Origin of the sequence: Mesorhizobium sp. M7A.F.Ca.US.006.04.2.1, assembly GCF_004022915.1 — a bacterium.
GTDB classification, from domain to species: domain Bacteria; phylum Pseudomonadota; class Alphaproteobacteria; order Rhizobiales; family Rhizobiaceae; genus Mesorhizobium; species Mesorhizobium ciceri.
In genome coordinates this window covers 1-14389 of sequence record NZ_RZQA01000051.1, presented here as the reverse complement: position 1 = coordinate 14389, position 14389 = coordinate 1, and the positions used below count along the sequence as shown (strand labels likewise).

Here is a 14389-nt window from a genome sequence, read left to right as displayed (position 1 = left end):
TCCCAGGCGCCCTTGGCGGTGATGCCCATCTTCTTGTGGTCATAGCCGGCCGAGCCGCCGCTGGCGAAGGCGTCGTCGAGCCAGAAGCCGTGCTTCTCCGAGATCGCGTTAGCGGTATCGGAGAAGGTCGCCGTGCCCTTGTCGGCGGCAACGACGAAATACGGATCGTCCGGGTCGCGTCTGATAACGCCGGCCGGCGGGATGACGCCGTCGAGGCCGATATTGTCGGTGATCGACAGCAGGCTGGAGACGAAGTTCTTGTAGGCCGAAGTACCGGCCTCGAAGATCGCGTCGCGGCCGGCGCTCATCGGCAGCTTCTTCGGATAGAAGCCCCCCTTGGCGCCCACCGGCACGATGACGGCATTCTTGACCTGCTGTGCCTTGACCAGGCCGAGCACCTCGGTGCGGTAGTCCTGGGCGCGGTCGGACCAGCGCAAGCCACCGCGCGCCACCGGACCGAAGCGCAGATGCAGACCTTCGACCTCGGAGCCGTAGACGAAGATCTCCCGCCACGGCCGCGGCGCCGGCAAGCCCTCGACCGCGTGCGAGTCCAGCTTGATCGCCAGCGACTGGCCCTTTTCTTTCGTATCGGCAACGAAATGATTGGTGCGCAGCGTGGCTTCGATCAGATTGAGGTAGCGCCGGATGATGGTGTCGTCGTCGATGTTCGGCACATCCTCCAGCGCATCCTTGATCTTGGCCTTGAGGTGCTTTGCGGCCACCACGCCTTCGGTCTCCGCTGTCGGGCCAAGCCGGGCGATGAACAGCGCATGCAGGCCACGCGCTATGTCGGGATAGCGGTTGAGCGCGGCGGCGATGAAATCCTGGCTTTGCGGAATGCCGACCTGCTGCAGATAACGGCCATAGGCGCGCAGGATGGTGATCTCGCCAGACCACAGGCCGGCGGTCTGGGCGAGGCCGTTATAGCCGTCATTGTCGACGTCGCCGCGCCAGACGGAGAGGAACGCATCTTCGAACAGCGCGCCGCCATCGGTCAGGTCGATCGGCTGGCCGTAGCTGTTCTCAAGCTCCATGTCATGAATAAAGACTAAGCCGGGCCGATCACTATTGATCGTGCCGACCTGGTCGTCGCCGACCTCGAAAGTGCGCTCGCTGATGACGCGGAAGCCGATGTTTTCCAGCACCGGCACCCGGCGCGACAGCGCCACCGGGCTGCCATGATGATAGATTTTCAGTGATGCCTGGTGCGGTTTCTGCTCGGCATGGCGATAATAATCGATGGCGATCGGATTGCCGGCGCTGATCTTGGCAATGCGCCTGGCATCGGCCAGCGCCACCGCCGCGCTGAACGAATCGCGGTAGCTTTCCGGCAGCCGCGCGGCAATCGCCTTCAAAGCCTGGTCGCCGCCACTGGCCTCGGCCGCATCGGAAAGGGCGTCCTCCCAGGTACGCACGATGTCGCGGATCGCCGCCTCTATCGTCGCTTGCTCGACCTTCGGCGTCTTGCCGCCGGAGCGGCCGATGATGAAGTGCACGCGCGCCAGCCCGCCCTCGGGAAAGGCCGGGTAGTAGGCCGACAGCCGGCCTTCGAATACGGTTTTCAGATAGGAGCCAATCTTCTCGCGCACGACGCTGTCGTAACGGTCGCGCGGCACGAAGACGAGGATTGAGACGAAACGGTCGAATTGGTCGGCGCGCACCAGCGCCCGCACGCGTGGCCGCTCGACCAGGCCCAGAATGGCGGCGGCATGTTTGCGCAGGATCGGCACCGGCACTTGGAACAGCTCGTCGCGCGGATAGCTTTCCAGCACGTTGATCAGCGCTTTGCCGGAATGATCGTGCCGGTCGAAGCCGGACTTGGCGATGATGGTTTCGGCTTTTGACCTCAGATACGGGATCTTCATCACCGAGCGCGTGTAGGCGGTCGAGGTGAACAGGCCGACGATGCGCAATTCGCCCGCGAGCGTACCCTTGGCGGTGTAGGTCTTGATGCCGATGTAATCGAGATAGATGCGGCGGTGCACGGACGACTTGGCATTGGCCTTGGTGACGATCAGCGGCTCCGGCCCATGCAGGAAGGCGCGGATCTCCGGCGTCGTCGTTACCGCTTCGGTGCCGCGCCTGAGCACCAGCACGTCGGGATCGGACAGGATGCCGAGGCCAGGCTTTTCAGCGCGCTCCAGCGTGCCGCTTTCCTCGCCGCCGGTGTATTTGAACTCGCGCATGCCAAGGAAGGTGAAATTGTCGTCGCGCAGCCACTCCAGGAAGGCGAGAGCCTCGGCAACGCTCTTCTTGTCGAGCGGCACGGCCGTATAGCGGAATTCCGAGATCGCCTGATCGAGGCGGGCCAGCATTGGCCTCCAGTCGTGAACGGCGGCATGAACCTGGCCAAGGATCTTGCGCAGCCGCTCGCTCAATCCGCTCGCCTGCTCGGATGTCAGCCGCGGGATGTGGACATGGATGACGCTCAGCCGGTCGTGGCTGCCATCGTCCTTGGCGAAATTGCCGTCGCCGAGGATTTCTTCCACGCCGCCCTTGCCGTGGCGCACGACGATAACCGGATGGGTGACCAGGGTCGGTTCGCCCGATGTCTCGGTGATCTCGCCGAGGATGGAATCGAACAGGAACGGCATGTTGTCGTTGACGACCGTGACAACCGTCATCGGGCGGCCGTCTCGCACAACGCCCGAATCGGCATCGACGGCGACGACGCACTCGCCTTTCCTGTGAGTGGCGACTGCCTGGCCGGCGAGATCGGCAGCCCGCTCCAGGTCGGCCACATCGTAGGGAGCAATGTCTTCAGCTGGCGCGCGGGCGAGCAGATAGTCTGCAAGCCTGGCTGGCCTTTCCTCCGCTTTAAGCGCTGCCGTGGCTTTTTTCTTCGGCTTGCTCGCGGATTTCACGCTGGCCATGACGCACGTCCCTCCCGTCGAATGCTTTTACGACTATGGTAGCAGATGACCGCTGTTTGGCGACAAAGGTTTGACGGCTTGCCAAGAATTATCGGAATTTGGCGACAAGATGCCGCGCAACGAGGAGAAATGACCCATGACCGGCAAAATCAGCGCGCTTGATCTTGGCCAGGGAGAGCTGAGCGAGGCGACAAAAACCTATTTCGCCAAATGCGAGGAGAAGCTCGGCCTCGTCCCCAACGTGCTCAGGGCCTATGCCTTCGACGACAAGAAGCTGCGCGCCTTCACCGACATGTACAACGATTTGATGCTGGGTGAGTCCGGCCTGTCGAAGCTGGAGCGCGAAATGATCGCGGTCGCCGTCTCCTCGATCAATCATTGCTACTATTGCCTGACCGCGCACGGCGCGGCGGTGCGCCAGCTCTCCGGCGATCCGGCGCTCGGCGAAATGATGGTGATGAATTTCCGCGCCGCCGATCTTTCGCCCAGGCAGACGGCAATGCTCGAATTCGCCGTCAAGCTGACGCAAGAGCCGGCCAAGATCGTCGAGGCCGACCGGGGCGCGCTGCGTCAGGCCGGCTTCACCGATCGCGACATCTGGGACATCGCCTCGACCGCTGCCTTCTTCAACATGTCGAACCGCGTGGCCGCGGCAATCGATATGCGGCCGAACGACGAATACCACGCCATGGCAAGGTGACGGATTGCGGCAGGATCCAGACCGGGGCGTTATATTAGCAGTGTCGCATTCTCGTTGCTTGTTTGCCGGTTTGGTCCGATGATCGGCAGGCGGCATGACCGCATGCCGGTTCGATGCCGCTCACCAAGGGAGGAGAACATGGCGAAGTATCTCTACGTCTATCATGGCTCGGGCAAGATGCCGACCGACGAGGCCGAGCGGAAGGCCGCAATGGACGCCTGGAACGGCTGGTACGGCAAGCTCGGCTCGGCTGTGGTCGACGGCGGCAATCCGGTCGGCATGTCGAAGATGGTGCTGCCCGGCGGCAAGGTCGAGAACAATGGCGGCAGCAATCCGGCCGCCGGCTACACGATCGTCGAAGCGAAAGACATCGACGATGCCGTCGCCAAGGCCAAGGACTGCCCGATCCTGATGAACCCGGCCTTCAGCGTCGAGATCGCGCCGATCATTGAAGTGATGTGACGCGCCGGCTCAGGACCGCGTCGCTATGGCGGCCGCCGCACCGGCCATCGTCGTGGCGCTGATGCGATTGGCGATCTTCATGGCGCGCTTGCTCTTCAAAAGCTTGCGCGCCTGTGATGCGGCGAGCACCCAGGCGAGATCGATGGCGACCAGCACCACGGCCATGGTCGCCGTCAGCTCGACCCAGCCGACGATGCTGACCGAAGCGAGGTCGATGACGGTCGGCAGCAGCGCCAGGTAGAACATCATGATCTTGGGATTGCCGAGCGTCACCGCCATGCCGGCGAAGAACAGTTTTATCGCCGAATCCTCGCGCGGCATCTCGCCCTCTTTTGCATCGACAGGCGCGGTCCACATCTTCCAGGCGAGGTAAGCGAGATAGGCAACGCCGACCCATTTCACCACGACGAAGGCGAAATGGAAGGTCTGCGCCACGACAGCCAGCCCGAACACCGCCAGCGATAGCCAGATGCCCTCGCCGATCCACATGGCGAGCAGGAACGGGAACACGTCGCGAAACCCTTTCGAGATGACGCGGGCGACAAGCGCCGCGATCGATGGCCCAGGCGAGCCCGCGGCAACGAACAGAGCGGCGGCGAAAATCAGGAGCGAGGTGGGGTGCATAACCGGGTCTCTGGTTGAAAACCTTCGATTTCGGATATTAACGCAAGTGGCTCGGCTGCGGTAGCACCGACAAAAGACCCTTGTCGGTCCGGCATGTCGCGGCTAGAAAGGCCATCGCGAAACAATTTTGAGCTTCACTTTGCCTACGTAACCGCCGGTCTCGCCAACTCCCCCGACACACTGCATGACACCGCATTTGCGGTATCTGTTTTCATTTTCATGTGTTCTTCTGGGCGGCGGTTCGAGACCGGTTTGGCACTGCTGAACCGTTGTTGCGCGCTGCCGCCCGTGACATCCGATTTCCAATCATAGCAAGCGACCGCCACGCCGCGCCCGCATGGGCATCTCGACATCGCCGGCCTGATGAACTTCCCGACGGGAAGGGCTTATCGGCATGTCTGGACTTCTGCGTATCCACTGGGCAATCGCACCCCAGACCGCACCTCGACCGCTCATCAATTGCAACCGCTGCGGCACCGTGAGGGCCTATTGCAGCAGCGGAAAGTTCCGCGTCAACGCCAGTGGCAAACGCATCGACGTGTGGCTGATCTATCGCTGCATCGACTGCGACAATTCCTGGAATTTCGGCATTTTTGAACGCTGCAACCGCCGCGACATCGACCCGGCGCTGCTGGCGGCGCTCGAAAGCAACGATCCTGCACTCGCTCACCGTCATGCCTTCGATGCGGTGGCGTTGCGCAACCGGATCGGGCGCGTCGAGGAGTTCTCCGATGTCAGCGTTCACAAGCGCAGGCTCGGCGACACCAGGGAAGCCGCGACCGTGTTGGAACTCCAGCTTGGGCTCGAAATGCCGACATCGCTGCGGCTCGACCGGCTGCTCGCAAGTGAACTCTGCATCTCGCGATCACGGCTTCAGGCGCTGGAGGAGAAGCGGCTGCTCATCGTTGACCCGGATGGAGCAAAGGCCCTGCGCAAGCCGGCCCGTGCGAGAAACACGATCCGCATCGATCTGGCCGGCGAGGCCGATCGGCAGGCCATCATCGCGGCTGCCGGTGGATGAACGAAAAAGGGGCGGAACACTGGTTGCTCCGCCCCTCTCCGCTGTTGGAAAAAATAAGAGCTTACGCCGCGCCGACCACCTTGGACGACTTCTCGAACCGCTTGCGCTCGTTCGGATCGAGATAGAGCTTGCGCAGCCGAATGGTCTTCGGCGTCACTTCGACCAGCTCGTCGTCCTGGATCCAGGCCAGCGCGCGTTCCAGCGTCATGCGGATCGGCGGGGTCAGCTTGACCGCCTCGTCCTTGCCGGCGGCACGGATGTTGGTCAGCTTCTTGCCCTTGAGCACGTTCACTTCAAGGTCATTGTCGCGGCTATGGATGCCGATGATCATGCCCTGATACACCTTGACGCCCGGATCGATGACCATCGGGCCGCGATCTTCCAGGTTCCACATGGCGTAGGCGACCGATTCGCCCTGTTCGTTGGAAATCAGCACGCCATTGGTGCGGCCTGGCAGCTCGCCCTTGTAGGGCTCATAGGCATGGAAAAGCCGGTTCATCACGGCGGTGCCGCGCGTGTCGGTCAAAAGCTCCGACTGGTAGCCGATCAGGCCACGGGTCGGCGCATGGAAGACAATGCGCTGACGATTGCCGCCGGATGGGCGCAGTTCGACCATCTCGGCCTTGCGCTCGGACATCTTCTGCACGACGACGCCGGCATGCTCCTCGTCGACGTCGATGACGACTTCTTCGACCGGCTCCAGCAATTCGCCATTCTCGCCCTTCTGCATGACGACGCGCGGACGCGACACGGCGATTTCAAAGCCTTCGCGCCGCATCGTCTCGATCAGCACGGCCAGCTGCAATTCGCCGCGGCCGGAGACGAAGAACGAATCCTTGTCAGGCGATTCCTCGATCTTCAGCGCGACATTGCCTTCGGCTTCGCGCAGCAGGCGGTCGCGGATGACGCGGCTGGTCACCTTGTCGCCTTCGGTGCCGGCCAGCGGACTGTCGTTGACCAGGAACGACATGGTCACGGTCGGCGGATCGATCGGCTGCGCATGCAGCGGTTCGCTCACGCTCGGGTCGCAGAACGTGTCGGCGACGGTGCCCTTCGACAAGCCGGCAATGGCGACGATGTCGCCCGCCTGCGCTTCTTCGATCGGCTGGCGCTCAAGGCCGCGGAAGGCCAGGATCTTGGAAATACGGCCGGTTTCGATCTGAGTACCGTCATGGTGCAGCACCTTGACCGGCTGGTTGGCCTTCAGCGTGCCGCTCTCGATGCGGCCGGTGATGATGCGGCCGAGAAACGGATTGGCTTCCAGGATGGTGCCGATCATGCGGAACGGACCGGGATGAACGGTCGGCTCCGGCACATGCTTGATGACGAGGTCGAACAGCGGCGCCAACTGCTGGTCCTTCGGTCCTTCCGGATTTTCCGAAACCCAGCCATCGCGGCCTGAGCCGTACAGAATCGGGAAGTCGAGCTGCTCGTCGGTGGCGTCGAGCGCTGCGAAAAGGTCGAACACCTCGTTGACCACCTCGACATGACGGGCGTCCGGGCGATCGATCTTGTTGATGACGACGATCGGCTTCAGGCCGACCTTGAGCGCCTTGCCGACGACGAATTTGGTCTGCGGCATCGGCCCTTCGGCGGCATCGACCAGCACGATGGCTGAGTCGACCATCGACAGGATGCGTTCGACCTCGCCACCGAAATCGGCGTGGCCGGGGGTGTCGACGATGTTGATGCGGGTATCCTTCCAGTCGACCGAGGTCGCTTTGGCCAGGATGGTGATGCCGCGCTCCTTTTCGAGGTCGTTGGAATCCATGGCGCGCTCGGCCACGCGCTGATTGTCTCGGAAGGAGCCGGACTGCTTCAAAAGCTGGTCGACCAGGGTGGTCTTTCCATGGTCGACGTGCGCGATGATCGCGATATTACGGATTTTCATGTTCTGGTCTCGGAAGCGTTGCAGGCAGCAGGCCAAAAGGCGCTGCCTCTTTCGGTTGCGCGGCTCATACAGGGTTTTTCGCAGTTGCGAAAGAGGAGGCGCGTCACCAAATACTCATCAAATCTTAAGCATCTGCGTGTGAGATGATTTTGTTAACCAAGGCGGGAACCCTTCGGGGCCCGGGCAGTTCGAACATCATGACCGACAAACTCAACCGATTCTGGCCGCTCATCGCCTCTGTTGCCTTCGCCGTCCTGCTGGCGGCCAACGCCGCGCAGTCGGCCGCGACGACGAAGGAATCACGGCCTGCCTTGCCGTCAGAGGCACAGTCGGCCGAGCAGATTTTCGCCGACGCGCCCGACGGCGTCGACCCGGTGGTGACCGGCCCGGTCAGCGCCGCCTTCAAGCAGCGGCAGGACGCCGCCAACTGCGACAGCGCCGTCTGGCCGAATATCTCCATGGTCTGCTACCCGGACTAAGACATCGCGCGCCCTAGACGCGCGACACCTTTCCATCAGCGCGCGCTTATGCCGACCGTACCGGGTCGAGCGTCACCTTGTAGAGTTCATTGTCGTCGCGATCCATCAGCCGCACCGTCATCTGCTCGCTGGCGCCTGAAATATCGACCAGTCCGAAGAATTGCAGACCTGCCGACGGCGGTAGGTTCTGTCCCTGTTCGGCGGTCGGCGCCTTGATGAACTTCAGCTCCGGACCGAACGTCATGTCGAAATCGTTCGGCCCGAACGTTCCGGCATGGATCGGACCCGAAACGAATTCCCAGAACGGATTGAAATCCTGGAACTGCGCCTTGTCCGGGTTGTAATAATGCGCGGCCGTGTAATGCACGTCGGCGGTGAGCCAGACGGTGTTGCTGATGCCGGCATTCTTGATGAAGCGCAGCAGGTCGGCGATCTCGAGCTCACGCCCTTTTGGCAAGCCATTGTCGCCATTGCTGACTGCTTCGGCACCAACCTTCTTGGTGCCGTCGTCCCAGACGACGAGGCCGAGCGGCATGTCGGCGGCGATGATTTTCCAGGTCGCCTTCGAATTCGCCAGTTCGCGCTTCAGCCATTTCGTCTGCTGTTCGCCGAGCATGCGCGATTGCGGCGTCATCTCATCCTGCATGTCGGGACCATTGGGGCCGCGATAGGAGCGCATGTCGAGGAAGAACACGTCGAGCAGCGGCCCGTAGGCGATCTTGCGATACACGCGGCCGGGCTCGGAAGGTTCGTAGCGGATCGTCGTCATCTCGTGGAAAGCCCGCGCCGCACGGGCCGCCAGCACGTGGATGGATTTTTCCGTATAGCGGCTGTCGGCGCTGAGATCCTTCGAATCCGACCAGTTGTTCAGGACTTCATGGTCGTCCCACTGGTAGAAAGTCGGGCAGATGGCGCTGAGGCCGAGCACGTTCCTGTCCATCATGTTGTACTTCCACTGGTCCCGGTATTCGTCCAGCGTCTCGGCAACCTTGCGCTTGCCGTCGATCAGCACGACGTTCTTCCACTTGCCGCCGCCGGGCAGGTCGACCTCGTCCTTCATGGCGCCGTCGGCATAGATGGTGTCGCCCGAATGCAGGAAGAAGTCGGGCGTGTGCTTGCCGATCGTGGCGTAGGTCTTCATGCCGGTCTCATCGATGCCCCAGCCCTGGCCGGCGGTGTCGCCTGACCAGGCAAAGCGGATGTCGCGCTTCGAGGCCGGCGCCGTCCTGAAGCGCCCGGTGATCGGCTCGGAAACGGCGTTGATGTCGGCGAGATCGGCTGCCGTCATGCGATAGAAGATATCCTGGTCCGAAGCGAGGTCGGTGAGCAGCCGCTTGACGGTGTAGTCGCTGGCCGGCGACGTATCGAGCGGCGCCAGGCGTGTCGCAGTGGCGAAGTTCTCCGTCGACGACACTTCGAACATGACGCGCGACGGGCGATCGGTGCGCGTCCACACCATGCCGCTGGTTGCGTCGACATCGCCGGACTGGACGCCATGGGTGAAGGCCGGCCGCTGACTGGCGCGCGAATAGTAGGGCAGCGCCAGGCTCGAGACGCCAGCCAGGCCAACGGCGCTGGCGGAGGTGACGAAAGCGCGGCGAGTCATCGAAAGCTTGTTCACGGCTGTCTCCTGGATGGCTTGAACGGTGCCACCAAAATCCAGCGTCAATGTTTCAGGGACATCTCGGGATCATGAAGTTTTTCTGACGATCAACAGGCGGGTGGGCGTTTGCGCGGACGGCGAAGCTGCCGATCTTCCTCCGTGTGGGGGAGATGGCAGCTTGGCCGGTAGCGTCTCTCCCTACGCCGCCTGCGGCTCCGGCTCGAATGCCGGCTTGCTGGTGTTGATCAGCAGCGAGATACAGGCAGCGGCTATTGCCGTCATGCCGGCGATCAGGAAGGCCAGTTCGTAATTGCCCTGCAACTCGCGCATGGTGCCACCGAAGGCGGCGGCGGTCGCCGCACCGATCTGGTGGCCGGCGACGATCCAGCCGAACACGATCGGCCCACTGCGATCGCCGAACGCCTCATTGGCGAGCCTCAGAGTCGGCGGCACGGTGGCGATCCAGTCGAGACCGTAGAGCACGGCGAAGATGATCAGGCTGGTCGCTGAGAAGCCGGAATAGGGCAGGTAGATCAGCGACAGGCCGCGGATGCCGTAATAGACGCCGAGCAGCTTGCGCGGGTCGAAACGGTCGGTGAGCCAGCCCGACAATGTCGTGCCGATCAGATCGAAAATGCCCATCATCGACAGCAGGCCGGCGGCCTGCACCTCGCCGATGCCCATGTCGCCGCAAAACGCGATCAGATGCGTGCCGACCAGCCCGTTGGTGGTGAAGCCGCAGACGAAGAAGGTGGCGAACAGATACCAGAACACCCGCGTGCCGGCGGCACGGCGCAGCGTCGAGAACGTATGCGCCAGAAAGTTGCCCTGTGACGCAGGCGGCGTCGGCGGCACATCGTCAGCCTCGGCGCCATAGCGCACCATGCCGATCGATGCCGGCCGCTCCGGCACCAGCAGCCAGACCAGCGGTATCAGGGCAGCGGTCGCGATCGCGACCGCAATGACAACCGGCTGCCAGCCGCCCGACTGTGCCAGAGCGGCGATCAGCGGCAGGAACACCAGCATGCCCGAGGCACTGGAGGCCGACATCAATCCCATGACAAGGCCGCGATTGGTCTTGAACCAGCGATTGACGATGGTCGCGCCGAGCACGCTGGCGACGGCACCGGAACCAATGCCCGAGAACACGCCCCAGGTGATGAACAGATGCCACGGCTTGGTCATCAGCAGGCTGAGCATGGTCGAGCCCGACATCACCACCAGCGAGGCGAGCAGCGTGCGGCGCAGCCCGATGCGCTCCATCAGGGCTGCGGCAAATGGCCCCGTCAAACCGTAAAGCAGAATGCCGACACCGGCGGCCAGGGAGATGATGTCGCGGCGCCAGCCGAAACTGTTCTCGAGTGGCAGCATCATGACCGAGGGTGCGGAGCGCAGGCCAGCCGCGACCAGCAGGCTGAGGAAGATGACGCCGACCACGACGAAAGCGTAGCGCTGGCCAAAGGGGCGAGATTGAGTTATCATGTTACTGACCGGTACGTTGCAGAGTGGGAACATGTATACGTACCGATCGGTAACATTGTCAATCGAGTCACACGATGCCAACCGACAAAAATATTGAACTGACCATCAGCGACGGTCATGCATCCGCTCCGCCGAAAGCCGCCAAGAAGATCCTCGATGTGGCCTATGACCTGTTCTACCGGCGCGGCATCAGGGCGATCGGCGTCGACGAGATCGTCAAGCGTGCCGGCGTCACCAAGCCCAGCCTCTACCGCAGCTTTCCGTCCAAGGACGAACTGGCCGCTTCCTATCTCAGGCAATATGACCGTGAATACTGGGAGCGCTTCGACGAGGCGGTCGCCGCTCATCCCGGCGACCCGCGCGCTCAGATCAAGGCTTTCCTGACCCGCATCGGCAAGCGCACGCAGGTGGCGGACTATCGCGGCTGCGGCATGACCAATGCGGCGGTCGAATATCCCGACCACAGCCACCCGGCTCGCGTGGTCAGCGAGGCCAACAAGCAGGAACTGCGCCGCCGGCTGCGCGCCATGGCGGCTGCGATGGGCGCGCAAGACCCAGACACGCTCGGCGACGGCCTGCTGCTGCTGATCGAGGGCGCCTATATCAGCGGCCAGTTGTTCGGCCTCGGCGGTCCGGCGCAAGCGGTTGCCCGCAATGCCGACCTGCTGATCCAAGCCAGCTTGAAGAAATAGCGTTTGGCGCTACGCTGCGGCGGCTTGCAACGGAGATTGACCGCCATGCGTGCCATTCTGATCCCGCTTGTCCTGGTCGGTCTCGGTCAGGCGGCGCAAGCCGACGGCATTTCCAGCGCCTACACCGATCTGGATTCGAAAACGGACTGCGTGACCTACGCGCAGGCAGAAGAAGGCGACGGCGACTGGGCCGAACTCGCCTGTTCAGGCTATCGCGGCTATCCCGTACTGATCGCCTATGACGACGCCCGTGAATCGCTGTTCTACGGTTTTCCGCCCGGCGGCGACATGACGACGGTCTGGGAAAGCTTTTCCGGCCTCAATTCGTCCGGAGCCAAAGTCGAATGGCGCATCGAAACCAAGGGCGACACGGCAGTGCCCTATGCCGTCATCCATCGCCGCTCGATCAGCAATCCCGAGGACGAGAAAAAGCCGACCGAGGTGCTGCTCGTCGCCAAGGTCGGCCAGATGGACGCCCGCGACGGCTGCACCGTCGGCCTGGTGCTGGCCACCGGCAATCCCGCCGCCAACGACCAGGCGCGCAAGCTTGCCGACGACAAGGCACGCACCTTCGCCTGCGGCAAGGACAGACACACCGTCATCGGCAAAGTGCCGGCCTTCGGCCGGGTCGACAACTGACGGATCGGGCTACTTGGTCGCCTTGGCCCGCTCGATCGCGTCGACGATCATCTTCTTGGCATATTTGGAATCGTGCCAGCCTTCGATCTTGACCCATTTGCCGGGCTCGAGATCCTTGTAGTGCTCGAAGAAGTGCTGCACCTGCTGGCGCGTAATGTCGGGCAGCTGAGTGTATTCGGTGACATTCTCGTAACGCAGCGTCAGTTTTGGCGACGGCACGGCGATGATCTTCTCATCCTGGCCGGCATTGTCTTCCATGATCAGCACCCCGATCGGCCGCACGTTGATGACGCAGCCCGGCACCAGCGCGCGCGTGTTGCAGACCAGCACGTCGATCGGATCGCCGTCGCCCGACAGCGTGTGCGGCACGAAGCCGTAATTGCCGGGGTAGCGCATCGAGGTGTGCAGGAAGCGGTCGACGAACAGCGTGCCGGCCTCCTTGTCCATCTCGTACTTGATCGGCTCGCCGCCGATCGGCACCTCGATGATGACGTTGACGTCCTCAGGCGGATTCTTTCCGCTGGCTATGGCTTCAATGCGCATGGCTTAAATCCCTCTCTCGATGGACGATCGATAGCGGGCGGCGCGTCATGGTGCAATGCGGCGAATGGTGCTGGGTGCGAATGGAACGCCCAATTGCCGAAAGGCCGGGTTGTCATTCCCAGACGAAAGCGACCTTCTTCAGCGCCTTCTGCTCGAAGATCTCGACGCCCTCGGCGACATCGCGGCCACCGGCGCCGGCATAGAAGGCAAGCGCGTTCTGGTTGTCCTCCAGCGCCCACACGACCATGCCTTTCAGCCCGTGATCGGCCAGCCGCGCCTTGGCCGCCGAAAACAGGCGGCTGCCGAGCCCGATGCCCTGATATTCCGGGCGCAGGTACAATTCGTAGATTTCGCCCTGCTGGCGCAGTTCACGGGCGCGGTTCTTGCCGATCGTCGCATAGCCGGCGATCTTGCCGCCGATTTCGACGACCAGAACGGTGGCGGCGCGGCGAATCGCATTCGCCCACCAGTCGGCGCCTCGACGGTTGATCATCGATGTCAGGGTCCGGTGCGGAATGATGCCGGAATAGGCGCCGCGCCAGGCTTCCAGATGCACCTCGGCGATGGCACTGGCATCGCGCGGGTCGGCTTTCCGGATGTCGATCGTCAGCGTATTCATGATTTGTTAACCATAAACCCGCATCGCCCGATTGCAAGGGTCCGGGCGGCCAGCCGGCTGCTTTCTCACAGGCGATCACCGCGCTGGTGAGGGGCCTTCAAGACTTCTGTGGAAAGGCTCAAATCTCGACGAGATGGTCGTCGAGTTCGTTGCTGTCGCCCGCAGTGACCGGGAAATGCTCGGCCAGCACCGCACCCACCAACTCGATCGCCTTGACGAAGCCGTCGGCAAGCCGGTCGTCGCCGGCATGCGCGGTAAGGTCGCGTACGACGCCGTCCCAGACATGCTGGCCGACCTTGGCGTCGATACCCGAATCGGCGACCACCTCGGCATAGCGCTCGGCGATCGAGACGAAGACCAGCACGCCGGTGCGCGCCGTGGTGCGGTGGACGTTGCGGGCGAGGAACTGCTTGATCGCGTTGGCGCGCGCCGCCTGGTAGCGCAGCCGCCTCGGCACCAAGTGAATGCGCAGGCCGGGCAGCGCCCACAACAAGGCCAGCAGGCAGGCAAGCGCCAGGAGCTGGGCGAGGACGAAATGCGGCAGCCGGATCGACAGCCACCAGGCCTCCAGACCGTAGCCGACAGCCAGGCTGACGATCAGCATGCACACGGTCGCCATGAAGGCGGCCGGGAAGAAATAGCCGTCGCTGGCATGCGCCACGACACAGTAGATTTCGCCGTCGGTTTTCTCCTCGGCGGCGCGGATCGCGGTTGCGATGCGCTCATGATCCTGCGGGCTAATTGGTCGTGTTGCCATGATC

Annotated in this window: 14 protein-coding genes; 6 read left to right on the top strand and 8 right to left on the bottom strand. The window is 62.9% G+C overall.

What is annotated here, in order from left to right; all coding sequences use genetic code 11:
• On the bottom strand, positions 1–2873 hold a 2873-nt coding region (locus tag EN925_RS04950; RefSeq protein WP_164894137.1), incomplete at its 3' end, for an NAD-glutamate dehydrogenase domain-containing protein.
• 136 nt (positions 2874–3009) lie between these two features.
• Here EN925_RS04950 and EN925_RS04945 point away from each other — a divergent pair.
• Both EN925_RS04945 and EN925_RS04940 read left to right on the top strand, forming a co-directional pair.
• Positions 3010–3573, top strand: coding sequence for a peroxidase-related enzyme (locus EN925_RS04945; RefSeq protein ID WP_063169467.1), 564 nt, complete (start codon positions 3010–3012; stop codon positions 3571–3573).
• Positions 3574–3711: 138 nt separating this feature from the next.
• Complete coding sequence (locus EN925_RS04940; RefSeq protein ID WP_013529006.1) at positions 3712–4035, top strand: hypothetical protein; 324 nt, start codon at positions 3712–3714, stop codon at positions 4033–4035.
• Between the two features lie 9 nt (positions 4036–4044).
• Here EN925_RS04940 and EN925_RS04935 read toward each other — a convergent pair whose 3' ends face one another.
• Positions 4045–4659, bottom strand: a complete 615-nt coding sequence (locus EN925_RS04935) for a LysE family translocator (protein WP_127385320.1) — start codon at positions 4657–4659, stop codon at positions 4045–4047.
• Between the two features lie 394 nt (positions 4660–5053).
• Between EN925_RS04935 and EN925_RS04930 the strand changes: the two genes are divergently transcribed.
• Positions 5054–5680, top strand: coding sequence for a DUF1062 domain-containing protein (locus EN925_RS04930; protein WP_127368952.1), 627 nt, complete (start codon positions 5054–5056; stop codon positions 5678–5680).
• Positions 5681–5741: 61 nt separating this feature from the next.
• On the opposite strand, the gene typA is transcribed toward EN925_RS04930, so the two are convergent.
• Entirely contained in the window at positions 5742–7571 is a 1830-nt protein-coding gene (gene typA, locus EN925_RS04925) for a translational GTPase TypA (RefSeq protein ID WP_013529003.1), read from the bottom strand.
• A gap of 197 nt (positions 7572–7768) precedes the next feature.
• Here typA and EN925_RS04920 point away from each other — a divergent pair, with 197 nt between their 5' ends.
• Entirely contained in the window at positions 7769–8050 is a 282-nt protein-coding gene (locus EN925_RS04920) for a hypothetical protein (RefSeq protein ID WP_244506871.1), read from the top strand.
• Between the two features lie 46 nt (positions 8051–8096).
• Here EN925_RS04920 and EN925_RS04915 read toward each other — a convergent pair whose 3' ends face one another.
• Both EN925_RS04915 and EN925_RS04910 read right to left on the bottom strand, forming a co-directional pair.
• A complete protein-coding gene (locus EN925_RS04915) occupies positions 8097–9671 on the bottom strand; it encodes an alkaline phosphatase (protein WP_127368954.1) in 1575 nt (524 codons plus the stop codon).
• 180 nt (positions 9672–9851) lie between these two features.
• On the bottom strand, positions 9852–11135 hold the full coding sequence (locus EN925_RS04910; protein WP_024504198.1) for an MFS transporter: 1284 nt from the start codon (positions 11133–11135) through the stop codon (positions 9852–9854).
• A gap of 74 nt (positions 11136–11209) precedes the next feature.
• On the opposite strand from EN925_RS04910, the gene EN925_RS04905 reads away from it, so the two are divergent.
• Both EN925_RS04905 and EN925_RS04900 read left to right on the top strand, forming a co-directional pair.
• The gene (locus EN925_RS04905) at positions 11210–11827 is read left to right on the top strand and encodes a TetR/AcrR family transcriptional regulator (RefSeq protein ID WP_127368956.1); all 618 of its coding nucleotides are present in this window, start codon (positions 11210–11212) and stop codon (positions 11825–11827) included.
• A 45-nt stretch (positions 11828–11872) separates the two neighbouring features.
• Positions 11873–12466, top strand: a complete 594-nt coding sequence (locus EN925_RS04900; RefSeq protein WP_027163693.1) for a hypothetical protein — start codon at positions 11873–11875, stop codon at positions 12464–12466.
• A 9-nt stretch (positions 12467–12475) separates the two neighbouring features.
• Here the strand turns inward: EN925_RS04900 and ppa are convergent, their stop codons facing one another.
• The 3 genes from ppa to EN925_RS04885 form a co-directional block, all read right to left on the bottom strand.
• A complete protein-coding gene (gene ppa / locus EN925_RS04895) occupies positions 12476–13009 on the bottom strand; it encodes an inorganic diphosphatase (RefSeq protein WP_127385704.1) in 534 nt (177 codons plus the stop codon).
• Positions 13010–13121: 112 nt separating this feature from the next.
• Positions 13122–13628, bottom strand: a complete 507-nt coding sequence (locus tag EN925_RS04890; protein WP_013528996.1) for a GNAT family N-acetyltransferase — start codon at positions 13626–13628, stop codon at positions 13122–13124.
• 118 nt (positions 13629–13746) lie between these two features.
• Positions 13747–14385 (bottom strand): TPM domain-containing protein, encoded by a 639-nt coding sequence (locus EN925_RS04885; RefSeq protein WP_128336381.1) that lies wholly within the window; start codon positions 14383–14385, stop codon positions 13747–13749.
• Positions 14386–14389: the final 4 nt, after the last annotated feature.

Excerpts from the sequence above, each read along its gene's own strand:
- ppa (WP_127385704.1), bottom strand. The coding sequence starts at position 13,009 with ATGCGCATTGAAGCCATAGCCAGCGGAAAGAATCCGCCTGAGGACGTC.
- EN925_RS04905 (WP_127368956.1), top strand. The coding sequence starts at position 11,210 with ATGCCAACCGACAAAAATATTGAACTGACCATCAGCGACGGTCATGCA.
- EN925_RS04945 (WP_063169467.1), top strand. The coding sequence starts at position 3,010 with ATGACCGGCAAAATCAGCGCGCTTGATCTTGGCCAGGGAGAGCTGAGC.
- EN925_RS04935 (WP_127385320.1), bottom strand. The coding sequence starts at position 4,659 with ATGCACCCCACCTCGCTCCTGATTTTCGCCGCCGCTCTGTTCGTTGCC.
- EN925_RS04890 (WP_013528996.1), bottom strand. The coding sequence starts at position 13,628 with ATGAATACGCTGACGATCGACATCCGGAAAGCCGACCCGCGCGATGCC.
- typA (WP_013529003.1), bottom strand. The coding sequence starts at position 7,571 with ATGAAAATCCGTAATATCGCGATCATCGCGCACGTCGACCATGGAAAG.
- EN925_RS04930 (WP_127368952.1), top strand. The coding sequence starts at position 5,054 with ATGTCTGGACTTCTGCGTATCCACTGGGCAATCGCACCCCAGACCGCA.
- EN925_RS04885 (WP_128336381.1), bottom strand. The coding sequence starts at position 14,385 with ATGGCAACACGACCAATTAGCCCGCAGGATCATGAGCGCATCGCAACC.
- EN925_RS04940 (WP_013529006.1), top strand. The coding sequence starts at position 3,712 with ATGGCGAAGTATCTCTACGTCTATCATGGCTCGGGCAAGATGCCGACC.
- EN925_RS04910 (WP_024504198.1), bottom strand. The coding sequence starts at position 11,135 with ATGATAACTCAATCTCGCCCCTTTGGCCAGCGCTACGCTTTCGTCGTG.
- EN925_RS04920 (WP_244506871.1), top strand. The coding sequence starts at position 7,769 with ATGACCGACAAACTCAACCGATTCTGGCCGCTCATCGCCTCTGTTGCC.
- EN925_RS04900 (WP_027163693.1), top strand. The coding sequence starts at position 11,873 with ATGCGTGCCATTCTGATCCCGCTTGTCCTGGTCGGTCTCGGTCAGGCG.